Here is a 25,434-nt window from a genome sequence, read left to right as displayed (position 1 = left end):
TCAGCCGATCGGCCGGGGTGGCCCAGGTCATTGCCCTGCGGCAATCATCACGCACGGTATAGATGAGAGTGATTCGCAAATGATCCAATGTCTCTTTGTGTGATGCAAGAGCGACTGCACGTGCAGAATCCGTTGCGGATGTCCCGAAATCGGTGCCCTGTCGCAAGTTCCGACGAAGCGGTCATAACCCCCCAGTGTTGTTTCTGATGATCATCTATACAGCGCTGACCAGGCAATCTTTCGAAACGATCACCTGCGCACCGCAGGCGCACGGCAGGGAACACAGGGTGACGACGTGCAGGTCACCGGGGTGGCGAGGAGTCGATACATGGGCCGATCGTCCGCTAACATCCACGCCGTCGATGGGGAATGCTCGGTCCAACGGCGGGCCGTAAGCCGCCCCGGCATCAGGAAGCATGGCGGTGCTGTTCTGATGTTTCTTCCGATCGCGCATGTGGGGGCACATGAGCACGACGGACCTGCCCGGTTCGAGTCTGCTGGCCGGTCGCTACCGGTTGGTCGAGCGACTCGGTGCCGGCGGGATGTCAGTGGTCTGGCGAGGGTTCGACGAAGTGCTCGGCCGGCAGGTGGCCGTGAAGGTCCTGCCGCCCTCGACGAGCACCGATCCATCGTTCCGGCGCCGCCTCCGCGCGGAGGCACAGGCCGCCGCGCGGCTGAGCCACCCGCACATCACCAACGTCTACGACTACGGCGAGGCGACCACCGTCGACGGTGAGCCCGTGCCGTACGTGGTGATGGAGCTCGTCGACGGCGAGTCCCTGGCCGCCGTCCTGGCCCGCTCGCGCCGGCTCCCGTGGCCGGCGGCCGTCGGGATCGCCGCCGAGGTCGCGGCGGCCCTGGCCGCCGCGCACGCCCGGGGCATCGTGCACCGCGACGTGACCCCGGCCAACGTCATGCTCACGCCGTCGGGCGCCAAGGTCGTCGACTTCGGCATCTCCGCCCTGATCGGCGAGAACGACATCGACCCGGACGGCAGCCTGCTCGGCACGCCGGCCTACCTCGCGCCCGAGCGGCTCGAGGGCGGCCAGGTCAGCCCGGCCACCGACGTCTACGCGGTCGGCCTGCTGATCTACCGCACCCTGATCGGCCAGCTCCCCTGGGACGTCGGCACCACCACCGCCCTGCTGCGCGCCCACCAGTACACCGAGCCCGAGCCGCTCCCGGCCGTCGAGGGCCTGCCCAGCGCGGTCTCCGCGCTGATCGCCCGCTGCCTGGAGAAGCGGCCCTCCGACCGTCCCTCCAGTGCCGAACTGGCGCACGTGCTCGGCACGGTGTCGGCCGGGGTGCCGGCCGCCCGGGCCTTCGTGCCCGACTGGGCCGACAACGGCGAGGACACCACGATCCTGCCGTCGACCCGGCAGAACACCGACGGTTACGGCCGGGTCCGTCCGGGCCTCGCCCAGGTGCCGCCCGCCGCCCCCGGGCGTGGTGTCGCGGCCGTGCCCACGTCCGCCGCCGAGGCGCCGGTGTCACCGGCCCCGGCCGGAGCCCCGGTCCCGCCGCAGGTCTCCGTCGCCGAGGTCGAGGCGGCCGTCGGCCCGGTCTCGTCCCCGCCGCAGCGGGGCGGGCGCAACAGTCGTTTCGGTGCCGTGCCACCGATGTCCGCGGTCGGCTCGGCCGCCGCCGCGCCGATGCGGCCGGCCGGCGCGTCCTCGGCTCCGGGGGGTCCGGCGCTGCGCCCCGCCTTCGGTGCGGACGGCACGCCCCGGCCCCCGGGTCACGCCGACGGCCCGGAGGTGCCGTCGGCACGGTCCGGCGGCGGCGCTCCGCCGCACCAGAGCTGGCCCGGCGCGGCGGCCACCGGCGGTTCGGGTCCCGGCCGGCACGGTGGCACCATCCAGGTGCGCCGGCTGCTCATCGTGTCCGGTTCGGTGGTCGGTGCGGTCCTGATCGCCGGCGTGGCGGTGGCCGCGCTTTCCCGCAACGACGCGGCGAAGACCACGAACGCGGGGCCGCAGTCCACCGCGCTGACCGGTTCGAGTAAGTGCGTGGTCAGCTACGCCGTCTGGTCCGAGGCGAACAACAAGTTCCGGGCGGCGATCACGATCGCCAACCGGGACACCTCGGCGATCAAGGACTGGAAGCTCTGGTTCGTCATGCCCGGCGACCAGGTCGTGTCGGGCAACGGCAAGCTCAAGCTGGATCAGCAGGGCCGTGGTGTCACCGTGCAGTCCCGGAAGGTGCTGAGCCCGCAGCAGACCGAGACGGTGCAGTTCACCGGCCGGTACAAGGACAGCAACGCCGCCCCGATGGTCTTCGAGCTCGGCGGGCAGACCTGCCAGACGTTCGTCTCGCCGGCGCCCGGTGCGCCGTCCCAGCCGGTCGAGCACCTCACCAACGGCACGGTGCGGCTCGGCCCGGTGCCGACCAAGGATTCCCCGATCCCGGGCATCTCGATCAACCCGAGCGGCGTCGCGGTTCCGGTCCCGGTCAACAACTCGACGCCCCCGACGAGCCGCCCGACGTCGAGTTCGACACCGGCGGTCGTCGTCGATCCCGGTGACGACGACGGAGACGGTGTTGTGGACCCGTCCCCGCCGCCGCTCAATACCTCGTCGAGTTCGTCGGCGAGCCCGTCGGCGACGCCGTCCGTCTCGCCCCCGACGCCGGACACCTTCACGGATCCGGCGGACGCCCCCGTCGACCCGGTGCCGCCGCCCATCCCTGGCTGATATCCGACAAGCGTGATCCTCGGGCGGTCGACCGGAGTGCCGGTCGGCCGCCCGAGCTGCGCGTAGTGTCGGAATTGGCCCGGTAGGCACCCACGATGCCCGCGGGGATCCGCCACCGCGCGCTGGGAGCCGATCGGGTCGAAATCGGCACGAAGGGCACCGGCGTGCCGTCGGGCCGGGTCCCCGCCCACGGGGAAGATGACTGATACCGGTCTGCAACCTGAGCGGTTCCGGTCGGCACCGGCGTGAGCGTTAGCTGGAACCAGGGCAAGTAGTCACACATCGGGGAGTTCGACATGATCAGCACCGTCCAGGACCTGGCAGCGGAGGCGTTGTTCGTCTCCTATCTGCAGCCGTCCGAGTGCCCGACTCGGCAGATCGTCGAGGAGACCGTCACCGCCATGCTGCTGCGCCACGGCAGCGACGGCTGCGCGGCCGGCGTCGCGGAGGAGTTCGGGGACCACCCGGAGGCGGCCGTGCGCCGGATGAACTGGGTGCGCCAGGAGCTGACCATGCTGGCCGCTCCGCGCCGCCCGCACTTCGCCAGCTGAGGGCGTCCCCAGGGGGAGCTCCGCCGATAGCTGAGCCTTTTTCGCAAAAAACACCTTAAAAGCAACCGAGTTCGGCCTCCACTGCACCTTTCGGCCATAAGTGTTCTCCTCATCAGCCGGTTCACCCGCCGGCTTGTATGAGCGAGGAGGAACACGTGACCGTGACGACCGAACTCCCCGCCACCGTCGGCATCGTCCACGACGCGCCGTCCGCGCGCGACCTCGAGGACCTGGTCCGCGAACACATGCCGATGGTGGGTCATCTGGTTCGGGAACTACTCAACCGCGTACCCGGCCACGTTCACGCCGATGATCTGTCATCCGCCGGATTCGCCGCACTGCTCGGCGCCGCGCGCTCCTTCGACGTGAGCCGGGGAATTCCGTTCCACCGTTTCGCCGCGGTCCGGATCCGCGGTGCGCTACTGGACGAGCTGCGTGGCCAGGACTGGGCCAGCAGATCCGTCCGGGCCCGGGCCCGCCGGACGGCGACCGCCCGTCAGGAACTCACCGCCGCGCTCGGCCGGACCCCGTCCGAGGCCGAGGTCGCCGAGGTGCTCGGCATCGGCGTCGCCGAACTGGCCAGCGTCGAGGACGACGTGCAGAAGGCCGCGCTGCTCAGCCTGCAGGGCTTCCCCACCGGGGCGGCCGAGGAGATGGTCCCGGAACTGTCCGAGGGGCCCGAGGACCTGCTGCTCAAGCGGGAGCGCCTGGGCTACCTGCACCAGGCCATCCAGGCCCTGCCCGAGCGGCTGCGCCTGGTGGTCACCCAGTCCTTCCTGCAGGAACAGCCGCTGAGCGACGTGGCCGCTGAGCTCGGGGTCACCGAGTCGAGGATCTCGCAACTGCGGACCGAGGCGCTGCGCCTGCTTCGGGAGGGACTGAACAGTTCGCTGGCACCGGAGCTGCTCACCGTCGCGGCCGGCGGGCCGCGGACCCGCAAGGGGTGTCTGCAGCGACGGCGGACCGAGTACTTCGCCCGGGTCGCCGAGCAGGGCAACCTGCGGACCCGGCTGGCGCTGACCGACAGTCACGGCGTGCCCATCGCGGTCGCCGCCTGACCGGCGGTCTTTCCCCTCCTGTCGATCTTGGTACCCAGCGGTTCGTGGGTGCCAAGATCGCGGGGTGCGAGCTCGGCGCAGAGCGGATCCAGGGCCGCGCGCACCTGGCGGATGTCCAGGCCGACGGCGCTGGCCAGCATGCCCGGCCCGGCGAGCGGCATCAACGCCGAGTCCCCGCCGGGCAGCATCGCGTCGGGCAGATCCGGGCCGGCCAGCACGAGGGAACCAACGGCCCGGCCGCCACCGAGCACCGCGGCACCCGACCAGCCCGGCCCACGCGGGCCGACTGTCAGCTGGTGGCGGTAGAGGGTGCTGCCGGCGTACCGGATGGTGAGGTCGGTGTGCACGTCGCCGGACGGCTCGTCGTGCCGGCCGCAGACCAGGTCGTCACGCCAGAGCAGCGTGCCGCCGGCGGCGACCTCGACGTGGGTGACCGCCAGGTGGTCGCAACCGGCCGCCGCGATCAGCGGCTCGGGCAGCCAGCGCAGCGCCGCGCCGGCCGCGACGCTCGCCCGGATCTCCAGCCGCGAAGCGGGCGCACCCGGCCGGCCGGGCAGCGCGAGCTGCGCGGCGACGCTGCGCACGGCCAGCCGCGCACCCGGCCCGACCTCGATGTCCAGCCGCAGGTCATCGCCCCGCAGCGGCCCGGCGGCACCACCGACGAGATGCACGGTGACGTCACCCGCGACGCGCGGCCCGGTGCGCCGCAGCAGCAGCGGCGACTCGCCCCGCAGCACCGCGAGCCGGGTGCCGCCCCGCCCGTCGACCTCGGCGACGATCCGCGCCTCGGCCCGCATCAACCCACCACCCACACCGGCCCGACGCCCGGCGTGAGCCCGACGCCCGGAATGGGTCCGGCGCCTGGAGTGGGTCCGGCGCCTTGCCTGAGCGCGACGCCCGGAATGGGTCCGGCGCCTTGCCTGAGCCGGCCCGGCATCAGGCCGGAGCCCGGCATCAGGCCGCCGGGACCCGGGCCGCGACCAGCGCGCGGACCCAGTCCGCCACCGGTGTCGCGGCCTTGTCCCGCACCAGCGACAGGAACACGGTCGGCAGCTCGCCCCGCCGGGCCGCGGCGTCCCGCTCCATCACCGACAGGTCGGCGCCGACCAGCGGCGCCAGGTCCGTCTTGTTGATCACCAGCAGGTCGGCGGCGGTCACGCCCGGGCCGCCCTTGCGCGGCACCTTGTCGCCGCCGGCCACGTCCACCACGAAGATCTGCCGGTCGATCAGCCCCTTGCTGAAGGTGGCGGTCAGGTTGTCGCCGCCGCTCTCCACCAGCACCAGGTCCAGCGGGCCGAGGGTCGCCTCCAGGTCCTCGACCGCGTCGAGGTTGGCGGAGATGTCGTCGCGGATCGCGGTGTGCGGGCAGCAGCCGGTCTCCACCGCGCGGATCCGTTCCGCCGGCAGCACGCCGTTGCGCAGCAGAAAGTCGGCATCCTCGGTGGTGTAGATGTCATTGGTCACCACGGCCAGCCGCAGCTCCGCGCCCAGCGCCCGGCACAGCGCCGCGACCAGCGCGGTCTTGCCGGAACCGACCGGCCCGCCGATGCCGATCCGCAGCGCCCGGGCGCCGGCGTGCAGCGGGGCGTGCGGGTCGACGCCGGGGTCGGGGTGGGTGTGCGGCACCTCGTCGGGGCCGTGATCATGCAGTTCAGGATGCGGTTCAGGACGCGGTTCAGGATGCAAAGAGACGCACCTCCCAGGTGGCGTGGAGCTCGGCGCCGATGTCGAGCAATGGGGCACCCGCGGCCGGCAGCGCGTCGACCGGGTCGTCTGTGCGGGCCGCGGCGTCCGCCGCGATCCGGTCGATCTCGGGAGCCAGCCCGGCGAGCAGGGCGTGCACCGCGTAGGGGTCCAGGCCGAGCAGCCGCACGGCCGCGCTGGCCGGACCGCTCACGGCCCCGTGCGCCGCGGCGACCGCGGCCTCGAGCGGCCCCAGCCCGGCCGCGGCGGCCAGCGCCCCGAGCACGACCGGGTGGTGCGGCTCGCGGCCGATCGCCGGCACCGGCCACATCGCCCGCCCGGCGCGCAGCAACGCACGGCCCTGCGCCCGCGAGGCCCGCCGCAACGCCGGCGAGGGCGTCCGGGCATCCAACCCCAGATCAAGATCAAAACATTTTCCGGTACGCGCACAGGCGCTGGCGGCGAAGGCAGCGGAGACGAAGCCCGTGGTGTGCAACCGGCCGCGCAGGAAGCCTCCCACGTCGGCGACCTCACGCACCCGCCCGGCGGCGACCGCGGCCTCCAGTCCACCGGAATGCGCGTGCCCACCGGCCGGCAGCCGCCCGTCGGCCAGCACCAGCAGCGTCGCCAGACTCACGCCGGGCCGCTTTCGGCTGTCGGCCGCTGCGGGGCGGGCGAGAGTCCGACGGCGAAGGCGGGCATCAGAACAGGAAGTAGCGCTGGGCCATCGGCAGCTCGGTCACCGGGTCCGGCTCGACCACCTCGCCGTCGATGCGGACCGTGAACGTGTCCGGCTCCACCTCGATGCGCGGCAGCGCGTCGTTGAGCGGCAGGTCCGCCTTGCCGACCGAGCGGGTGTCGGTCACCGGCACCAGCGCCCGCTTGACCCCGATCCGGTCGCCCAGCAGGGCGTCGATCGCCGCGGGCGCCACGAACGCCACCGAGGTCACCGCCGGCACGATCCCGTAGGCGCCGAACATCGGTCGGGGCAGCATCGGCTGGGGCGTCGGAATCGAGGCGTTCGCGTCGCCCATCTGCGCCGATGCGATCATGCCGCCCTTGATCACCAGGGCGGGCCGGACGCCGAAGAACGCCGGGTCCCACAGGACCAGGTCGGCCAGCTTGCCCGGCTCGACCGAACCCACCTGCTCGGCCATGCCGTGCGCGACCGCGGGGCAGATCGTGTACTTGGCCACGTACCGTTTCGTCCGCAGGTTGTCCGCCGGGCCGTCGCCCGGCAGCGCGCCGCGGCGCGCCTTCATCACGTGGGCGGTCTGCCAGGTGCGCATGACCACTTCGCCGACGCGGCCCATCGCCTGGGAGTCGGAGCCGATCATCGAGATCGCGCCGAGATCGTGCAGCAGGTCCTCGGCCGCCATCGTGGACGGCCGGATCCGGCTCTCCGCGAACGCCAGGTCCTCGGGCACCGAGGAGTTCAGGTGGTGGCAGACCATCAGCATGTCCAGGTGCTCGCTGAGGGTGTTGCGGGTGTAGGGCCGGGTCGGGTTCGTCGACGACGGCAGCACGTTGGGGTGCCCGGCGACCGTGATGATGTCGGGCGCGTGCCCGCCGCCGGCGCCCTCGGTGTGGTACGCGTGGATCGACCGCCCGGCGATCGCCCGCAGGGTCTCCTCGACGAAGCCGGCCTCGTTGAGCGTGTCGGTGTGGATGTTGACCTGCACCCCGGAGGCGTCGGCGACCCGCAGCGCGGCGTCGATGACCGCCGGCGTGGTGCCCCAGTCCTCGTGCAGCTTGAAGCCGCCCGCGCCGCCGCGCAGCTGCTCCCACATGGATTCCTGGGACATCGTGTTGCCCTTGCCGAGCAGCAGCACGTTGATCGGCCACTGGTCCAGGGCTTCGAGCATCCGGGCCAGGTGCCAGGAGTTCGGGGTGACCGTGGTGGCCTTGGTGCCCTCGGCCGGTCCGGTGCCGCCACCGATGATCGTGGTGATGCCGCTGGCCAGCGCCGTGTCGAGAATGGTCGGGCTGATCAGGTGGACGTGGCTGTCGATCGCGCCGGCGGTCAGGATCTTGCCGTTGCCGGCGATGATCTCGGTGCCGGGCCCGATCACCAGGTCCGGGTGGACCCCGTCCATCGTGTCGGGGTTGCCGGCCTTGCCGAGCGCGACGATCCGGCCGTCGCGGATGCCGACGTCGGCCTTGACGATGCCCCAGTGGTCGAGCACGACCGCGCCGGTGATCACCGTGTCCGGGCTGCCCTCCGAGCGGGTGGCGCGGGACTGGCCCATCGACTCGCGGATCACCTTGCCGCCGCCGAAGACGACCTCGTCGCCCGGCTGCGGTCCGGCGCTGCGGTCCTCCTCGACCTCGATCAGCAGGTTGGTGTCGGCGAGCCGGATCCGGTCGCCGGCGGTGGGGCCGTAGAGGGCGGCGTAGCGGCCGCGGTCCAGAGTGGTCACGCCGTAGCCTCGCTGTGCTCGCCGAGGCCGCGGGGCACCAGCGGCCTCTGCTCGATGGTTCTGATCACCGGGGGCTCCCGTTCGACGGCAGGTCTTCGCCGGTGTCCTCGTCGAGGGAACCGGCGGGCTCGATGTCCGCGGGGTCCGCGGGCGCCGGCTCCGGGGTCTTGTCCAGCGGGCCGCCGGCCAGGCCGCGCAGGCCAGGCACGATGCGATTGCCGGTGAACGGGATCAGCTCGACGTCGCGGGGCAGGCCCGGCTCGAAGCGGACCGAGGTGCCCGCGGGCACGGCCAGCCGGTGTCCCCAGGCGGCGTCGCGGTCGAAGTCGAGGGCCGCGTTGGACTCGGCGAAGTGGTAGTGCGAACCGACCTGCACGGGCCGGTCGCCGGTGTTGCGCACGGTCAGCGCGAGCACCGGCCGCCCCGCGTTGATCGTGATGTCGCCGTCCCCGGCGATGATCTCGCCCGGAATCACGAGATCGGCCCGTGCACGGTGACGAGCTTGGTGCCGTCCGGGAAGGTCGCCTCGACCTGCACCTCGGCCAGCATCTCCGGCACGCCGTCCATGACGTCCGCCCGGGTGAGCACCCGCCGGCCGGCGTCCATGAGCTCGGCGACGGTCCGCCCGTCGCGCGCGCCCTCCAGCAGGAAGGCGGTGATGATCGCGGTCGCCTCGGGATGGTTGAGGCGCAGGCCACGCTCCCGCCGGCGCCGGGCGACGTCCGCCGCGACGTGGATGAGCAGGCGTTCCTGCTCGTGCTGGCTGAGGAACAAGCGGACCTCCCTGATCGCCAAGCGATGCTCGCAGCCCGACGTTACCGACGTGTTACCCGGGACCGCGGGCTTGATCAACCTGATCAGACCACGGGCGGCGCCTCATCGGCGGGCGGCCACGCCGTCGATCAGCAGCCAGACCGCGAGCGAGAAGCCGGTGTCGTCGGACTCCCCGCCCGAACCCCCGCCGACGAGCCGCCGCATGGTCCCGTTGACCTCGGTGAACAGCAGCCCGCCGACCATGGCCGCCAGCACCGCGCCGACCCGGGGCACCTCGTCGGCGTCCAGGCCGGCCGAGCGCAGGATCGTGCAGAGCGCGTGCCACATCGGACCGTCGCGCTGGATGAAGTCGTCGGTGGTGAACGCGTACCGGATGAGGTTGCGGTGCGCGAGGCTCAGCGTGCGGAACTCGTACGCGAGCCGGTGCAACTGCTCCTGCCAGGTGCCGGGTCCGACGTGCACCTGGCGGGCGCCGTCGGCGACCAGCTCGATGAGCCCGTCGAGCAGCGCCGCCTTGTTCGCCACGTGGTGGTAGAGCGACATCGGGTTGACGCCGAGGTCGGCGGCGAGTTTGCGCATGCTCAACGCCTCGACACCGTCCGCATCGACGATTCTCAGCGCCGCCGCGAGGATGGTGTCCCTCGTGAGACGTGCGTCTCGCGGCCTTGCGGGCTCAGCCATACGCCGTACGGTAGCAGCCGTACACCGTATGGCTGAGGAGGAGCTTCGCATGTCCCACCCGATTCCCGCCCCGCGCGGGCTGCCGGTCGTCGGCAATGGACTGCAGGTCCCGGTCGAGGGCACGTACCGATACTTCGTCGACCTCGCGGCCCGGCACCCGGACGGCATCTTCAAGCTCAACCTGGCCGGCCGGCACGTCGTGCTGGTGTACCACCCGGACCTGGTGGCCGAGGTCTGCGACGAGGCGCGCTTCTACAAGCCGATCGACCCGCCGCTCGCGCACGTGCGCGACTTCGCCGGGGACGGGCTGTTCACCGCCCGCGACGGCGAGGAGAGCTGGGGCCAGGCGCACCGGATCCTGCTGCCCGCGTTCAGCCAGCGGTCCATGAAGGCCTACTTCCCGCAGTTCCTGCAGGTCGCCGAGGACCTGGTCGCGGCCTGGGAGCAGCGGACCGAGGTGGACGTCACCGACGACATGACCCGGCTGACCCTGGACACCATCGCGCTGACCGGCTTCGGGCACGCGTTCCGGTCGTTCGAGCAGCCGGAGCTGCACCCGTTCCTGCAGGCGATGGGCCGGGCCCTGACCGAGGCGATGAACCGGACCCGGCAGCTGCCCGCGGTCACCGGCCTCAAGCGCCGGGCCGACGCCGCCTACCGCGCCGACATCGCCGGCATGCAGGAGCTGGTCGACGAGGTGATCCGGGCCCGCCGCGCCTCCGGCGAGAAGTCCCAGGACCTGCTCGGGCTGATGCTGGCGGCGGCCGACCCGGTCACCGGCGGCACGCTGTCCGACGAGAACATCCGCAACCAGGTGCTGACCTTCCTGATCGCCGGGCACGAGACCACCAGCGGCACCCTGTCGTTCGCGCTGCACCTGCTGCTGCGCAACCCGCACGTGCTGGCCCAGGCATACGCCGAAGTGGACCGGATGCTGCCGGGCGACACGGTGCCGACCTACGACACGATCATGAAGCTGGACGTCATCCCGCGCATCCTCGACGAGACGCTGCGGCTGCTCTCGCCGATCCCGGGGATCGGCCTGATGGCCCGCGAGGACACCGTCCTGGGCGGCCGGTACGCCATCGCGGCCGGACAGAAGGTGGCGGTGCTGATGCGGCCGCTGCACACCAACCCGGCGGCCTGGGACGACCCGGAGACCTTCGACATCGACCGCTGGCTGCCCGAGCGCAAGGCGGCGCAGCACCCGCACGCGTACAAGCCGTTCGGCAACGGCGAGCGGGCCTGCATCGGCCGCCAGTTCGCGCTCACCGAGGCCCGCCTGGCGCTGGCGCTGATCCTGCAGCGGTTCGCGATCTCCGATCCCCGGGGTCACCAGCTGACCATCAAGCAGACCCTGACCATCAAGCCGGAGGGCCTCACCCTGCGGGTGCGGCCCCGGCAGGCCCACGAGCGGCTGGTCGTCGCGCTGCCGGAGACCGCGCCGGTCACGGCCGCGGCGGCGGACCTCAAGGCCACCGGGGTACGGCTCAGCGTCGCGTACGGCTCGAACCTGGGCACCTCCGAGGACCTCGCCCAGCAGCTCGCCGAGCGGGCCCGCCGGTCCGGCTTCGACGTCACCGTGCGGACGCTGGACGACCTAGCTGATGATCTGGCCGCCGGCCTGCCCACCGACGGCCTGCTCGCCGTGGTCACCGCCAGCTACAACGGCAAGGCCCCGGACAACGCGCAGCGCTTCGACGCCCTGACGATCCCGCCCGGCACGCTGAGCGGCGTGCGGTATGCGGTCCTCGGCAACGGCAACACCCAGTGGGCCACCTACCAGGAATTCCCGAAGCGGGTCGAGGCGGCGCTGGCGGGGGCGGGCGCGACGGCCGTCGTCGCGCGCGGGGAGACGGACGCGGCCGGCGACTTCGACGGCATGGCCACGGCCTGGCTGGACGGCCTGTGGGCGGCGCTCGCCGAGGCGTACGGGACAGCCACGGCGGCGACTGAGGCCGGGGAGCGCTACCGGGTCGAGGTGCTCGGCGAGGACCAGGTGCGCCCGGCGGTGGTCTCCGCGCAGGCACACCCGATCACCGTCCTGTCCGTTGACGAGCTGGTCGCCGACGCCACCGGCCTCTGGGACTTCACCCGCGAGGCCCCGCGCCCGGGCGTCAAGGCGCTGACCGCCCTGCTGCCCGAGGGCGTCACCTACCAGACCGGTGACCACCTGGCCGTGTACGCGAAGAACGACCCCGAACTGGTCGCCTGGGCGCTGGGCTGCCTGCGGATGCCCCGCGACCGGGTGGTCCGGCTGGCCCAGGAGGGCGACCGCCGCACGTCGCTGCCGATCGGCGTGCCGGTGACCGCGGAGCTGCTGCTCACCGAGTTCGTCGAGCTGCAGGAGCCGGCCACCCGCGGCCAGCTCGGCACCCTCGCCGCGCACACCGGCTGCCCGTGGACCACCCGCCAGCTCACCGCGTGGGCCGCGGACACCGACGAGGCCCGGCGGAGCTACGCGGACGAGATCCTGGCCAAGCGGGTCTCGGTGCTGGGGCTGCTCGAGCGGTTCCCGGCGATCGAGCTGCCGTTCGGGGTGTTCCTCGAGCTGTCCGGCACGATCCGGCCGCGGTTCTACTCGATCTCATCGTCCCCGGCGGCGGACCCGCGCCAGGTGACCCTCACGGTCGGCCTGGTCGACGGCCCGGCGCTGGCGGGGCAGGGTCGCTACCGGGGAATGTGCTCGCAGTATCTGGCCCGGCTGCAGCCCGGCGACCTGTTCTTCGGTCACGTCCGGGTGCCCGCGCCGCCGTTCCGCCCGCCGACCGACCCGGCCACCCCGATGATCCTGATCGGGCCGGGCACGGGCTTCGCCCCGCTGCGCGGATTCCTCCAGGAACGCGCCGGCCAGCCCGGCCGAGGCCCGGCGAAACTCTTCTACGGCTGCCGCCACCCGCAGCACGACTGGCTCTACCGCGACGAGATGCGACAGTGGGCGGCGGACGGCGTGATCGACCTCCGGCTGGCCTTCTCGGCGGTCGAGGACCACCCGCACCGCTTCGTCCAGGAGGCGCTGGCCGCCGACGGCGACGCGGTCTGGGAGCTGCTGGAGCAGAACGCGCACATCTACCTCTGCGGGGACGGCGCCCGGATGGCCCCGGCGGTCCGCGCCGAGCTGGCGTCGATCTACCGGCGGCACACCGGCGCGACAGCCGAACAGGCCGGCGAATGGCTGCGCTCGCTGGAGGCCACGGGCCGCTACCAGCAGGACGTCTTCGCCTGAGCCGACCCACAGCGAAGCCATGCCCACGGTCTGATCAACATGATCAGACCGTGGGCACCGCCGAGTCACAGATCCTGGTTGCCCGTGCCCGCCATCTTGATCACCTGGGGTAGGGAGGGCGTGCCATTCAGCGCCGGAGGTCTCCAAGCTCCGAGCACCGACGCGGAACCGCCCGCCGAAGCGAGGCACACCGAACAGGCCGTCTACGAACGGGATACCCCGCTACGCCAGGAAATACCGTTACGTCTACGACCGCTGCGCACCCGCGTGGTCCGTACCAACACTGCTACGGCGGTTTGTGCCCCCGACCGCGAGCCAGGTGCCAGATCGAGGCCCGCCTCGATTGCCGGCTCCCGTCGCCGGCTCCCGTCGCCGGGTCTTGTCGCCGGGTCTTGTCGCCGGGTCTTGTCGCCGGGTCTTGTCGCCGGGTCTTGTCGCCGGGTCTTGTCGCCGGGTCTTGTCGCCGGGTCTTGTCGCCGGGTCTCGTCGCCGGCTCCCGCCGCCCGGCGACATAGCCCCAACCGACTGCCTTTGCTCTGCTTCCCCATGGGAAACACCCCTCGGTTGATGTCCTCGGCTGACGCCGAGGGCATCAACCGAAAAGCAGAGCCCGCGCATCCCGCACCCGGTATTTCCTATCGGGAAGCAGAGCAAAGGAGCTACCACCAACACCCCCGCCGGCTGCGGACCCGCCGGCTGCGGACCCGCCGGCTGCGGACCCGCCGGCTGCGGACCCGCCGGCTGCGGACCCGCCGGCTGCGGACCCGCCGGCTGCGGACCCGCCGGCTGCGGACCCGCCGGCCGCGGACCCGCCGGCAACGGAGCACAAAGGCCGTAGCAGTACCAATCGGCCCGCCGCCGGGCGTCCCCGGGAGACCTTGGGACGCCGGGGGACTGAAGAGTCTTCTGCTTGATTGGCGGGCGGCCTGTTGTCAAGTGCCCGGCTCGGTGGGCGGTGTCGGGGCGCTTCGGATGTAGGCGATTGTCTCAGCGCCTGATGGTGAACAGACCTGCGCGCTGTCCAGGACAATGTGGTCATGGCTGAGACTCCGGAGCATCTCCGTCCGTTCGTTCTGTCGCCGCCGGCCCGCGAGCCGGAGCGGAGAGACACAGTGGACACCTATGTGCCCGACGGTGAAGGGCCGTTTCCGGTCGTCGTGGTTGTCCATGGTGGACCGTTGCCGCCCGGGCTGACCGAGACGCCCCGGGACTGGCCGCTGTTCCGGGGGTACGGCGCCCTGCTGGCCTCCCGTGGCCTGCTCGCGGTTGTGCCTGCGTACCAGTTGCCGATCGCGCCGGGTCCGGACGGTTATGTGCTGGATTACGTCGCGGCGGCGGCGCAGGTCGCCGGCGCTGTGACGGCCGCCCGGGCCGATCCGCGCGCCGACGCGGACCGGGTCGTGCTGTGGTTCTTCTCCGGCGGCAGCATGCTCGCCGGGGAGTGGCTGCGCGACCCGGCGCCGTGGTTGCGGGGGATCGCGCTGAACTACCCGGTGGTGACGGCGCTGCCGGGGATGGTGGCCGGGCCCGGTTTTGTGGACCCGGCCGCCGCTGTCCAGCATGCCGGCGGCACCCCGATCCTGCTTACCCGAGTGGGTCGCGAGCATGCCGGCTTCGTGCCCGGGGTCGACACGTTCCTGGCGAAGGCCGCGGCGGCGGGGGTCGCGGTGGAGATCGTCGAGGTGCCGGACGGGCGCCACAGCTTCGACATCGTCGATCACACCGACGAGTCGCGGGCGGCGGTGCGCCGGGCCGTGGAGTGGGTGGTTGCGCGTCAGGCGGTGTAGAGGACGGCGTCGATCTCGATGTCGAAGCCGACCAGCGGGACCGGCAGCGTCGTGCGTACCGGCAGGTTGTCGCCCTTGATGTATTGCGCGTAGATCTCGTTCAGTTTGCCGAAGTCGTCGAAGTCGCGCAGGTAGACGCCGATCCGGACGGCCTGGTCGAGGCTGGCGCCGGCGGCCTGCGCCACGGCCGCCAGGTTGCGGAACGCCGCGTGCGCCTGCTCGGCGAAGCTGCCCGTCACCCAGGTGCCGTCGGGCAGCATCGGGACCGCGCCGGCCAGGTAGATCGTGTCGCCGGCGACGACGGCGTGCGAGTAGGGGCCGCCGGCGGGCGCCGCCTGGTCGGTGATGATGGCGCGCTTGGGCATCAGGGACTCCTCGGTGTCGGTCTTGGGAACTGGTCGGCCAGGCCGTCCGCGCCGACCAGCGGCGCGGTGAGCAGCGTTCGCAGGTCGCGCTCGCGCCGGGCGAGGGCGGCGCGCTGGACGTCGGTGAGCGGGATCCACGGCGGTACCGGCGGGCCGACCCGCGGGATCATCCGGCGGCCTGCCACGTACGTCGCCTCGTTGACCAGTCGCAGCGGCGCGTGCCGGGTCTGGCGGTGGGCGTCGACCAGGGGGAACGCGCCCTCTTCCAGCCGGAACACCGCCAGGTCGGCCGGCGCGCCCACGGCCAGCGTCCCGCCGGGCAGCCCGAGGGCCCGGGCGGGCCGTACGGTCGCCGCCGCCAGCACCTCGTCCAGGGGCAGCCCGACGGCGAGCAGTTTGGCCATCGTGGTGGGCAGGTCGAAGACCGGGCCGTGCAGCGAGCGGGCGTGCAGATCCGTGGAGACGGTGTCCGGTGCCAGCCCCGCCGCGATCTGCCGTTCGAGCACGTCGAAGGCGAAGCCGCCGGAGCCGTGCCCGATGTCGAGCAGCACGCCGCGGTCCCGGGCGGCGTGCACGGCCGGGCCCAGGGGAGCCGCGATGCCGCTGGCGCAGTGCGTCACGATGTCGCCGGGGCGCAGCAGGTCGAGGACCTCGTCCAGCGTCGGTGGCGCCGTACCGATGTGGACCATGACCGGGACGCCGCAGGCCTCGGCCGCGGCCAGGCCGCGCCGCAGGGGTTCGACGCCGTTGTCGCCGACGGTCTCGCGGTCGATGCGGACCTTGATGCCGTGGATCAGGTCGCGGTGCGCCCGCACGGTGTCGATCGCCAGCGCGGTGTCGCAGGTGGCCAGGTCGCGGCCCTCGCCGGTGCGCCCGGCCAGCCCGATCGCCGAGATGTTGAGCAGCGCCGGCACCCGCACGTCGGTGCCGGCCGCGACCCGCCGCAGCCCGGCCAGCGTGTACGCCCCGGCCGAACCGGCGTCGACCCAGGTGGTGACGCCGGAGCGCCAGGCGATCGGGTCGGGCTCGATGCCCCAGTAGCCCGGGCCGACGTGGGTGTGCAGGTCGACCAGGCCGGGAGTGATCAGCAGCCCGGCGACATCCACCACCGTCCGGGCGGTCCCGGCGAGATCCGGTCCCACGGCGGCGACGAGTCCGTCCCGCACGGCCAGGTCGGCGCGCCCGGCGCCGAGCACCTCCCCACCGGTGAACAGCAGGTCGTAGGCCATGCCGCTCCGGCTCGGCCCTTCCGGGCTGGGGACCGGAGAAGATGGGGAGGAGGTCATGGCGCACCGTCGAGGGCCGCGGTGATCGCCAGGCGGTAGAGGCGGGTCGGGCGGCCCTTGCGGTGTATCTGGGAGCTGCCGTCGTCGACGGCCAGGTTGGACTCGCTCAGCTTGCGGATCAGCCGCCGCCCGCTCGGGTCGGTGATGCCGAGCGAGCGGGCCAGCTCGCTGGGCGAGACCGGCCGGCCGGCCAGGCCGCGCTCGATCGCCGCCAGCCGCGACAGCGTCGCCGGGCTCAGCCCGATCCGCCCGGCCAGCGCCTCGATGCCGCCGTGCTCCCGGTAGGTGTAGGCCAGCGGCACCCCGGTGGCGCCCATCGGGCCGATCATCATGCCGTTGTCGGAGATCAGGTACGCGCCCGGATCGGCGTCCTGCTCGGCGCGGGCGGCGGCCCGCTCGGCCAGCGCCACGCAGAGTCGCGCCGAGTCGCCCAGCCCGAAGCCCGCCACCGCGCGTACCCCCAGGGCGTCGCGGGCCTCGGCGAGCACGGGCAGGCCGACCCACCGGTGGGTGACCGCCTCGAAGAGCGCGGCGTGCGCGAAGACGACGACCCCGCGCCGCCCCCGGTTGTCGATCCACGCGTCGGCGAACTCCGGCGTGTTGAGCAGCAGGTGCAGCAACCCGACCCGGGCCCGGTCGAGATCGGCGCTCTCCCCGGGCTTGGTGATCAGGAAGACCCCGGCGGCGAAACGCAGGTTGTCGGCGCGTTTGTGCCGGATGCGCAGCGCCAGCTCGTGCAGGTCGGCGCGGATCGTGCCGGGGGTCGCCAGCGCGTTCAGCACCGCGACGCTGCCGTCGAGGGCGGCCGCGACACCGGTACGCACGCTGATCACGTAGGCGGCGCCGGTGCGGGCGAGCTGTTCGCGGTGGAACGCGACGACGTCGGCGATCGGTTGCTCCGGCTCGAACGGCAGGCACGCGATCGCCTGCCGGTCCAGTTCCAGGGCGGTGGCCACCTCGTCGACCGCCTCCTGCGCGAAGGTGTCGATGCTGACCGGGGTGGCCGGCCAGCCGTTGCCGCGGGCCCGGGACCAGGCCAGCGCGAGATCGAGCGCGGCCGACCGGGTCACCGCGACCGGCAGCTCCGGCGGCAGCAGATCCCGGGAACGGGCGTACGGGACCAGGCCCAGCAGCAGCCCGTCCAGCCGCTCGTCGCGCAGCAGCCCGGCGACCCGCTCGCGGATCTGCTCCTCGCGCTCGTAGACCGCCCAGGCGAACGTGACCCCGGTCAGCGTGCGCGCCGCCTCGGAGAAGCGGGCGCGGTGGCTGACGTGCAGCACCAGGCCGATCACCATTGCCGCCGGCACGCCTCGCCCCGCTTTCGCACCTGGTGGTTCGTAATTGGTCCGTAGTAGCGTGCGCGAAAGCGCCGCCGCGGTCAAGCTGAGGAGACGGACATGGCCCTCGACATCCCTGACGAGCTCATCGACTGGCGCGCCAAGGGCTTCTGGCTGCCCGCCGGCGAGGTGACCACGCGGGACTTCGCCGCGGCCCGGCACCGGCTGTTCGACGGCTCGTTCACCTGGCCGCTGCTGGTGGTCCGGGATTCTGCGGTACGGGCGAACATCGCGACGATGGCCGCCTACGCGCAGCGGTACGGCTTCTCGTTCGCCCCGCACGCCAAGACGTCGATGGCGCCGACGCTGCTGGACGCCCAGCTGGCGGCCGGCGCGTGGGCGATGACCGTGGCGACCGCGAGCCAGGCCCTGGTGCTGCGCCGGCTCGGGGTGCCCCGGGTGCTGATCGCCAACGAGGTGCTCGACCCGGCCGCGCTGAGCTGGCTGGCCGCCGAGTCGGCCGGGGGGTGGGAGGTGTGCCTGCAGGTCGACTCGGTGGCCGGGGTCGAGGCGGTGGCGGCCGCGGGTGGGCTGCCGGTGCTGGTCGAGCTTGGCTTCGCGGGTGGGCGCACGGGCTGCCGTACCGTCTCCGAGGTCGTCGCGGTGGCCCGCGCGGCCGCCGCCGCGCCGGGGGTCTCGCTGCTCGGGGTCACCGGCTACGAGGGCGCGCTGCCCGACGTCGAGGCGGTGGACGCGTTCCTGGCGACGCTGGTCGAGTCGGTCCGGGCGATCGAGGGGCTGCTCGGCGACGAGGTGCTGGTCTCGGCCGGCGGCAGCGCCTGGTTCGACCGGGTGGTCAAGGCGCTGGAGGGCCAGTGGCTGGACGGCCACCGGGTCCGGGCGGTGCTGCGCAGCGGTGCGTCGGTGACCCACGACGACGGCTTCTACCGCGAGCGCACGCCGTTCAACCGGGAGCCGGACGACGGCGCGCTGGCGGCGGCGCTGGAGATCTGGGCGCAGGTGCTGTCCACTCCGGAGCCGGGCCTGGCCATCGTGGGCATGGGCAAGCGGGACGCGCCCTTCGACGAGGGACTGCCGACGGCCGAGGGGCTGACCGTGACGAAGATGAACGACCACCACACGTACGTGACCGGCGGCTCGCCGGCCGTCGGCGACCTGCTCCGCTTCGGGCTGTCGCACCCGTGCACCGCGTTCGACAAGTGGCGGTTCATCCCGGTCGTGGACGACGCGGACGTGGTCGTGGACGTGCTGCACACGTACTTCTGAGGGTTGACGATCGAGGCCGTTCACTCCACTCTGAGGGCACTCATTCAACGAACTACTTACGAACCTGGTTCTTATTGAAGTCAGGAGTGCCCCGATGCGCATCCGTCTGGTGGCTGCCGCTGCCCTCGCCCTCACCGTGACCGCGTGCACCCCGTCCACCTCGTCGCCGTCCGCGGCGCCCTCGGACGGCGGCGCGCGCACCGGCACCCTCAAGGTGTGGCTCTTCGACGAGCCCAACCGGTCGCCCAAGGAGGCCGTGGTCAAGGACGCGGTCGCCGAGTTCACCGCCGCGCACCCCGACACCAAGGTCGACATCGCCTACCTCGCGGTCGACACCCGCAGCGAGCGCTTCAAGGGCGCCTTCAACGACCCGGCCAGCGCGCCCGACGTCGTCGAGTACGGCAACACCGACCTGCCCGAGTACGCGGCCGCGGGCGGGCTGGCCGACCTCGGCCCGGCGGTGAGCGCCTGGCCGGAGGGTGCCGACCTGAGCGCCGACGCCAGGGCCAGCGCCACCTACCAGGGCACGCTGCTCGGCGTGCCGTGGTATCTCGGCGTCCGCGCCCTGTACTACCGCACCGATGTGTTCGGCGAGCTCGGGCTGAAGCCGCCGACCAGCCAGGCGGAGCTGACCACCGCCGCGCGCGCGATCCGGGCGAAGAAGCCGGAGCTGTTCGGCATCGCGGTCGGTGGCAAGTACACCTTCGGCGCCCTGCCCTTCGTCTGGGACGCCGGCGGGGACATCACCACGATCAACTCGGCGCAGTCGCGGGCCGGGCTGAAGGCGTACACGGATCTGCTCAAGCCGGACAACTGCCCGCCGCAGCAGTGCGCGGACCTGACCGGCGGCAAGACCGTCGAGCTCTTCGCGAGCGGCAAGGCGGGCATGGCCATCATCGGCAACTTCAACCGGGCCGCGGTCGACGCCGGGGCCGCGAAGGGCAAATACGCCGTCGTGCCGTTGCCGGGCAGCAAGCCCGGCTCGATCGCGCCGGCCTTCGCCGGCGGCAACAACCTCGGCATCATGAGGAACAGCCAGCGGCCGGCCCTGGCCGCCGACTTCCTCACGCTGCTGGCGAGCAAGAAATACCAGTCCAAAATGTACGCGGCGATGGGCAACCTGCCGACGCTGAAGGCCGCCCGGGCCGAGGTCGCCGGCCAGGATCCGTTCCTCGCGCCGTTCCTGTCCACCATCGACGCCGGGACGAAGTTCGTGCCGCTCGACCCGGGCTGGGGCAAGATCGACGCCCAGGCCGTGCTGCCCACGATGATCGAGAAGGTGGCCACCGGCAAGGCCACGGTCGAGGCGGCCACCGACGAGGCCGCCAAGGCGATCTCCGCGGCCCTGGGCAAGTGACCACTGCACTGCCGGCTGTCCAGGCGCGCCCTCGCCGGCGCGTCTGGACGCCGCTCTGGCTGCTGCTGCCGGCGGCGGTGGTGCTGGGCACCCTGTTCGTCTACCCGATGTGGCAACTCGGCCTGCTGTCCGTGCTGGACTTCCGGCAGGCCCAGGTCAGCGGCGGGCAGCCGACCCGGTTCGTGGGCCTCGCCAACTACGCCCAGTTGTTCGGCGACGCCCGGTTCTGGTCCGTGCTCGGCGCCACCGTGTTCTTCGCCGCGGCCTGTGTCGTGGCGACGCTCGCGGTCGGCGCCGGGCTCGCCGTCCTACTCACCCGGATCAGCCGGGTGCCGCGCCTGCTGCTGTCGCTGGCCGCGATGGCCGCCTGGGCGGTGCCGGCGGTCTCCGGCTCCACCGTGTGGATGTTCCTCTTCGACACCAACCTCGGCCTGGTCAACCAGACCCTCGGGGTGACCGGCTTCAACTGGATGTACGGCCGGTACACCGCCTTCGCCCTGGTCGGCGCGGTGGTGGTGTGGCACTCGTTCCCGTTCGTGATGGTCACCCTCTACGCCGGCATCGAGGCGATCCCGAAGTCCGTGCTGGAGGCCGCCGCGATCGACGGCGCGTCCACCTGGCGCACGTTCTGGCAGATCATGGTGCCGGTCCTGCGGCCGCTGCTGGCCATCGTGGTGATCCAGTCGATCATCTGGGACTTCAAGGTCTTCACCCAGATCTACGTGATGACCCGCGGCGGCGGCATCGCGGGGCAGAACCTCACCCTCAACGTCTGGGCCTACCAGCAGGCGTTCGCCGCCAGCGAGTACGGCCTCGGCGCGGCGATCGGCGTCGTCATGATGGTCATCCTGCTCGTCGTGACCCTGCTCTACCTGCGGACGCTGCGCCGATCGGGGGAACCGCTGTGAGAATCACCAGGCGCCTGCTCGACACCCTGGCGGTCCTGCTCGCCGTCGCCACGGTCTTCCCGATCTACTGGATGGTGCTGGCCGCGCTGAAGCCGCCCGGCGAGATCCAGTCCCTGCACCAGCGACCGTGGACGCTCGCACCCAGCATCGACAGCTTCCACCGGGTGCTGGCGGTGGACAGCTTCGGCCGCTACTTCCTCAACAGCCTGCTGGTCGCGCTCGTGGTCGTGGTCCTGTCGGGGCTGTGCGCGTTCCTCGCCGCGGTGGCGCTGACCCGCTTCCGGTTCCGGATGCGCACCACCGTGCTGGTGCTCTTCCTGGTCGCGCAGATGGTCCCGATCGAGGCGCTGACCATCCCGCTGTTCTTCCTGGTCCGCGACCTCGGCACGCAGGTGCCGGGCCTGGGGCTCAACACGCTGGGCTCGCTGATGCTGGTGCACACCGCGTTCACGCTGCCGTTCGCGATCTGGATGCTGCGCGGCTTCGTGGCGGCGATCCCGGAGGAGCTGGACGAGGCGGCCCAGCTCGACGGGGCGGGCCGGTTCACCGTGCTGTGGCGGATCCTGTTCCCGCTGGTCGCCCCGGGGCTGGCCGCGACCAGCGTGTTCTCGTTCATCACCGCCTGGAATGACTTCCTGTTCGCCCGTACCTTCATCATCAGCGCGACCGACCGGCAGACCCTGCCGATGGCGTTGCTGGTCTTCTTCAAACCCGACGAGAACGACTGGGGGGCGATCATGGCGGCGTCGACGCTGATGACCGTGCCGGTCCTGATCTTCTTCCTGCTGGTCCGCCGCCGGCTGGTCGCCGGCCTCGGCGGGGCGGTGAAGGATTGATTCCCCGCCCGGCGGTGCTGGTGGCCGGGTCCGGCGGCTACGCGCTGCGCCCGGGAGCGCCGGTGACCGCCGATCCGGGCCTGGCCGAGATCGCCACCCTGGTGCGCGGCCTGCTCCCGGCCGACTCGTCCGCCGCCCGGCCGTCTTCCGCGGCCGGGCCGTCTTCCGCGGCCGGGCCGTCTTCCGCGGCCGGGCCGTCTTCCGCGGCCGGGCCGTCTTCCGCGGCCGGGCCGTCTTCCGCGGGCGGGCCGTCGGTCGCGGGCGGCGGGATCCGCTTGCGGTTGGATTCCGCGCTGGAGCCCGAGGGGTACGTCCTGGATGTCGATGTCCGGGGCATCGACATCCAGGGTGGATCACCGGCCGGTGTGCACCACGGCGTGCAGACCCTGCGGCAACTGCTGCCCGCCCACGCGCTGCGCCGAGCCCCGATCGCGGACGGTCCGCTGCGGATCCCGGCCGTGCACATCGAGGACGCCCCGCGGTTCGCCTGGCGCGGGGTCATGCTGGACGTGGCGCGGCACTTCATGCCCGTGGCCGACGTGCTGCGCTTCGTCGACCTGGCCGCGTTCCACAAGCTCAACGTGCTGCACCTGCACCTGACCGACGACCAGGGCTGGCGGGTCGAGATCCCGGGCCGGCCGCGGCTGACCACGGTCGGCGCCTGGCGGCCCCGGACGATGCGGGGCTCGCGGATCCACGAGCGCTACGACGAACGGCCGCACGGCGGCTACTACACCGCCGACGACCTGCGGGAGATCGTCGCGTACGCGGCCGGCCGGCACGTCACTGTGCTGCCGGAGATCGACATGCCGGGACACATGCAGGCCGCGATCGCCGCGTACCCCGAACTGGGCAACGGATTCGCCGGCGGCGTCCGTACCTCGTGGGGCATCTCCCCGCACGTCCTGAACGTCACCGACGTGGCCTTGGATTTCTGCCGCGAGGTCCTCGACCACGTCTGCGCGATCTTCCCCGGCGAGCTGATCGGCATCGGCGGCGACGAATGCCCGGCCGGCGAGTGGGACACCCCGGCGGCCCGCGCGCGGATCGCGGCCCAGGGCCTGGCCGGCCCGCACGAGCTGCAGGCCTGGTTCACCGCCCGGATGGCGGAGCACCTGGCGCGACACGGCCGCCGCGTCTACGGCTGGGACGAGATCCTCGCGGGCGGCGCGCCGCCCGGCGCCACCATCGCCGCGTGGCGCGGGACACGACCGGCGATCCTGGCGGCCGAGGCGGGCCACGACGTCGTCTCCTGCCCGGACACCTCGGTCTACCTGGACTACCGCCAGTCCGACGACCCCGGCGAGCCGACCCCGGTCGGCACGCTGCTCACCCTCGCCGACGTGTACGCCTTCGACCCGGTCCCGGCCGGCCTGACCGGCACCGCGGCCGGCCGGATCATCGGCGCGCAGGCCAACGTCTGGACCGAGCACATGGAGTCGGCCCGCCGGGTGGACTATCAGAGCTATCCGCGGCTGTGCGCGTTCGCCGAGACGGTGTGGGGCCCGCCGGAGCGCGACTACGCCGACTTCACCGTCCGGCTCGGCCCGCACCTGGCCCGCCTCGACGCGCTGGGCGTCAACTACCGGCCACCGTCGGGCCCGCGCCCATGGGACGCCCGCCCGGACGCGCCGGGCCACCCGCGCGACCTGGCGGACCGGCTGGCCGAGCTGGCCGAGATTTGTCGCACCCTTCCGGGATGATGAAGGAATGGGTGCCGATATCAGGCTTGAGCCGTGGGACAAACGTGCTTTGGAGCTGGAGCGGGCGGCCAACGTCCCGGAGATGAAGGTGCATCTCGGCGGTGTCGAAAGCGAGCAGGCGATGCTCGACCGGCACGAACGCATCCTGGCCATCGAGCGCGACGACAAGGGCCGCATGTTCCTGGTGATGCTGGCGGGCGAGCCCGACCCGGTCGGCAGCGTCGGCTACTGGGAGCGCGAGTGGAAGGGCGAGAAGGTCTACGAGACGGGCTGGAAGGTGCTGCCCGCCTTCCAGGGCCGCGGGCTGGCAGTGGCCGCGACGGTGGCCGCAGTGAGCCACGCGGCGGCGCGGGGCGGGCTCCGATGGGTGCACGCCTACCCCAAGGTGAGCAACGAGCCGTCCAACGCGGTGTGCCGCAAGGCCGGCTTCGTCCTGCTGGGCGAGAGCGAGTTCGAATACCCGCCGGGCAACCCGATCGTCTCGAACGACTGGCGGTACGACCTGCGTGCCGATCCGGCGTGGCCCGCCTGACGCTCACCTGGCCGGGTCGCCTGGCTTCCACTAGCGCGCCAAGCTCGACGGGTAGCCGCTCCAGGCTTTCCTGGCCTGCGTGACTCGTCGTAGCTGCCTCCCGCAACAAGTGCGCCGGAGGTCTCCAAGGTCTGAGCGTCTGGGGGGAAGGGCCTCCCCGAAGCGAGGTGCACCCGACCCGGCGCTCCACGAAACGGACCCGGGCCGCGCTCGAAGGCTCCGGCCCGGACCGGACCGAATGCGCACGCGCTCAGCACTGCTGCGGCGTGGGTGCTTCGGTGCCGCCGCGTCCGGCTGGCGGGAGGGTAGTGGTGGTTGTTCGCCCTTTGCTCTGCTTCCCCATCGGAAACACCGCTTGCTCTGCTTCCCCATGGGAAACGCCGGCGAGTTCCCCATGGGGAACGCCGGTGAGGGATGTGCGGGTCCTGCTCCTTCGGGCTGAGCCAGGCATCGGCTGGAGGTGTTTCCGATGGGGAAGCAGAGCAACCGGTGAGGGCCATTCAAAAGGCCGTCGACACTCATGGTTGTCACGTTGGGTGAGATTCGAGGGTGGCCCGCGACTTGGGTGACTGTCCTGAGTAGACGCAGCGGCTGGGATCCTATAGATCATCTTTTGTGAGGAAGTTGATCGAGGGCCAGCCGCTGCGCTGCGAAAGATGACAGGACTCCCGACCGGCCGGCTCGCCGACCTGATCGGCAGGATCCGCGAGATCGTCGGCGAACAGTGGGAGAAGCCGCCGATCGGACGTCCGCACGTGTTAGTTACCCCTGCCCGCGGCGGTCAGCGCGATGTTGTTCGGGCTCCGGCACAACCTGCCCGACGAGGCTTTCGGCTGTTCCCAGGCCACGATCACCCGCTATCCAGCCGATCCCGCGGTGGCTCACCCGACCCGAGGTCGATCAGGGTCTCGGACAGGCCGGCCGCAGGGGTGTGCTGGTCGACGGGTTCGTCGCCCCGGTCGGCGAACGTGAGAACTACCATGGCCTGTTCTCCGGCGAGAAAACCTGTC

General features: G+C 72.3%; 20 protein-coding genes and 1 pseudogene. 11 read left to right on the top strand and 10 right to left on the bottom strand.

The genetic code is table 11. From position 1 onward, the window contains the following. Positions 1 to 464 precede the first annotated feature (464 nt). The 3 genes from DMB66_RS25770 (at position 465) to DMB66_RS25760 (ending at position 4,302) form a co-directional block, all read left to right on the top strand. Entirely contained in the window at positions 465 to 2,693 is a 2,229-nt protein-coding gene (locus DMB66_RS25770) for a serine/threonine-protein kinase (protein ID WP_233624838.1), read from the top strand. A gap of 296 nt (positions 2,694 to 2,989) precedes the next feature. After that, entirely contained in the window at positions 2,990 to 3,244 is a 255-nt protein-coding gene (locus tag DMB66_RS25765; RefSeq protein ID WP_125806695.1) for a hypothetical protein, read from the top strand. Between the two features lie 155 nt (positions 3,245 to 3,399). Then, positions 3,400 to 4,302, top strand: coding sequence for a sigma-70 family RNA polymerase sigma factor (locus DMB66_RS25760; RefSeq protein WP_125806694.1), 903 nt, complete (start codon positions 3,400 to 3,402; stop codon positions 4,300 to 4,302). Here the strand turns inward: DMB66_RS25760 and DMB66_RS25755 are convergent. The 7 genes and pseudogenes from DMB66_RS25755 to DMB66_RS61375 all read right to left on the bottom strand — a co-directional run bounded on the left by DMB66_RS25755 (position 4,272) and on the right by DMB66_RS61375 (position 9,860). Beyond that, positions 4,272 to 5,099 (bottom strand): urease accessory protein UreD, encoded by an 828-nt coding sequence (locus DMB66_RS25755; protein ID WP_125806693.1) that lies wholly within the window; start codon positions 5,097 to 5,099, stop codon positions 4,272 to 4,274. The two genes, DMB66_RS25760 and DMB66_RS25755, sit on opposite strands and share 31 nt — an antisense overlap. A 157-nt stretch (positions 5,100 to 5,256) precedes the next feature. Beyond that, complete coding sequence (gene ureG, locus DMB66_RS25750) at positions 5,257 to 5,988, bottom strand: urease accessory protein UreG (protein ID WP_305026145.1); 732 nt, start codon at positions 5,986 to 5,988, stop codon at positions 5,257 to 5,259. Further along, the gene (locus DMB66_RS25745) at positions 5,978 to 6,622 is read right to left on the bottom strand and encodes an urease accessory protein UreF (protein WP_125806692.1); all 645 of its coding nucleotides are present in this window, start codon (positions 6,620 to 6,622) and stop codon (positions 5,978 to 5,980) included. Before DMB66_RS25745 ends, ureG begins: the two co-directional genes overlap by 11 nt. A gap of 64 nt (positions 6,623 to 6,686) precedes the next feature. Then, complete coding sequence (locus DMB66_RS25740) at positions 6,687 to 8,405, bottom strand: urease subunit alpha (RefSeq protein ID WP_125806691.1); 1,719 nt, start codon at positions 8,403 to 8,405, stop codon at positions 6,687 to 6,689. A 169-nt stretch (positions 8,406 to 8,574) separates the two neighbouring features. Further along, positions 8,575 to 8,880 (bottom strand): annotated as a pseudogene (locus DMB66_RS25735) (urease subunit beta); the annotation flags it as partial. Then, the gene (locus tag DMB66_RS25730) at positions 8,877 to 9,179 is read right to left on the bottom strand and encodes an urease subunit gamma (RefSeq protein WP_125806689.1); all 303 of its coding nucleotides are present in this window, start codon (positions 9,177 to 9,179) and stop codon (positions 8,877 to 8,879) included. The gene DMB66_RS25730 and the pseudogene DMB66_RS25735, both read right to left, overlap by 4 nt. A gap of 102 nt (positions 9,180 to 9,281) precedes the next feature. Then, complete coding sequence (locus tag DMB66_RS61375) at positions 9,282 to 9,860, bottom strand: TetR/AcrR family transcriptional regulator (RefSeq protein ID WP_158647357.1); 579 nt, start codon at positions 9,858 to 9,860, stop codon at positions 9,282 to 9,284. 49 nt (positions 9,861 to 9,909) lie between these two features. Here DMB66_RS61375 and DMB66_RS25720 point away from each other — a divergent pair, with 49 nt between their 5' ends. Continuing rightward, the gene (locus tag DMB66_RS25720) at positions 9,910 to 13,086 is read left to right on the top strand and encodes a bifunctional cytochrome P450/NADPH--P450 reductase (protein ID WP_125806688.1); all 3,177 of its coding nucleotides are present in this window, start codon (positions 9,910 to 9,912) and stop codon (positions 13,084 to 13,086) included. Positions 13,087 to 14,123: 1,037 nt separating this feature from the next. After that, positions 14,124 to 14,873, top strand: a complete 750-nt coding sequence (locus tag DMB66_RS25710; RefSeq protein WP_125806687.1) for a hypothetical protein — start codon at positions 14,124 to 14,126, stop codon at positions 14,871 to 14,873. Here the strand turns inward: DMB66_RS25710 and DMB66_RS25705 are convergent. The 3 genes from DMB66_RS25705 to DMB66_RS25695 are packed head-to-tail and all read right to left on the bottom strand — an operon-like array spanning position 14,861 to position 17,831. Continuing rightward, positions 14,861 to 15,238, bottom strand: coding sequence for a RidA family protein (locus DMB66_RS25705; protein WP_125806686.1), 378 nt, complete (start codon positions 15,236 to 15,238; stop codon positions 14,861 to 14,863). The two genes, DMB66_RS25710 and DMB66_RS25705, sit on opposite strands and share 13 nt — an antisense overlap. Continuing rightward, positions 15,238 to 16,467, bottom strand: a complete 1,230-nt coding sequence (locus tag DMB66_RS25700; protein ID WP_125806685.1) for an amidohydrolase family protein — start codon at positions 16,465 to 16,467, stop codon at positions 15,238 to 15,240. The genes DMB66_RS25705 and DMB66_RS25700 overlap by 1 nt, the downstream gene beginning before the upstream one ends. A 53-nt stretch (positions 16,468 to 16,520) precedes the next feature. Continuing rightward, a complete protein-coding gene (locus DMB66_RS25695; protein WP_233624837.1) occupies positions 16,521 to 17,831 on the bottom strand; it encodes a transcriptional regulator in 1,311 nt (436 codons plus the stop codon). Between the two features lie 90 nt (positions 17,832 to 17,921). On the opposite strand from DMB66_RS25695, the gene DMB66_RS25690 reads away from it, so the two are divergent. From DMB66_RS25690 to DMB66_RS25665, 6 genes are all read left to right on the top strand, one after another. Further along, on the top strand, positions 17,922 to 19,088 hold the full coding sequence (locus DMB66_RS25690; RefSeq protein ID WP_125806684.1) for an alanine racemase: 1,167 nt from the start codon (positions 17,922 to 17,924) through the stop codon (positions 19,086 to 19,088). 94 nt (positions 19,089 to 19,182) lie between these two features. Beyond that, the gene (locus DMB66_RS25685) at positions 19,183 to 20,445 is read left to right on the top strand and encodes an extracellular solute-binding protein (protein WP_125806683.1); all 1,263 of its coding nucleotides are present in this window, start codon (positions 19,183 to 19,185) and stop codon (positions 20,443 to 20,445) included. Beyond that, positions 20,442 to 21,353 carry a carbohydrate ABC transporter permease gene (locus DMB66_RS25680; protein WP_125806682.1) on the top strand — a complete coding sequence of 304 codons (912 nt, stop codon included), beginning with the start codon at positions 20,442 to 20,444 and terminating at the stop codon, positions 21,351 to 21,353. Before DMB66_RS25685 ends, DMB66_RS25680 begins: the two co-directional genes overlap by 4 nt. Continuing rightward, positions 21,350 to 22,189, top strand: a complete 840-nt coding sequence (locus tag DMB66_RS25675; RefSeq protein ID WP_199752626.1) for a carbohydrate ABC transporter permease — start codon at positions 21,350 to 21,352, stop codon at positions 22,187 to 22,189. Before DMB66_RS25680 ends, DMB66_RS25675 begins: the two co-directional genes overlap by 4 nt. Continuing rightward, complete coding sequence (locus DMB66_RS25670; protein WP_199752625.1) at positions 22,186 to 23,892, top strand: beta-N-acetylhexosaminidase; 1,707 nt, start codon at positions 22,186 to 22,188, stop codon at positions 23,890 to 23,892. Before DMB66_RS25675 ends, DMB66_RS25670 begins: the two co-directional genes overlap by 4 nt. Before the next feature lie 7 nt (positions 23,893 to 23,899). Next, positions 23,900 to 24,424 (top strand): GNAT family N-acetyltransferase, encoded by a 525-nt coding sequence (locus DMB66_RS25665; RefSeq protein WP_125806681.1) that lies wholly within the window; start codon positions 23,900 to 23,902, stop codon positions 24,422 to 24,424. The last annotated feature ends 1,010 nt before the right edge of the window (positions 24,425 to 25,434 follow it).

The sequence above is a fragment of the Actinoplanes sp. ATCC 53533 genome, assembly GCF_003947245.1.
Note: the sequence above shows the minus strand (reverse complement) of the source record. Positions and strands in the feature narration are given on the sequence as shown.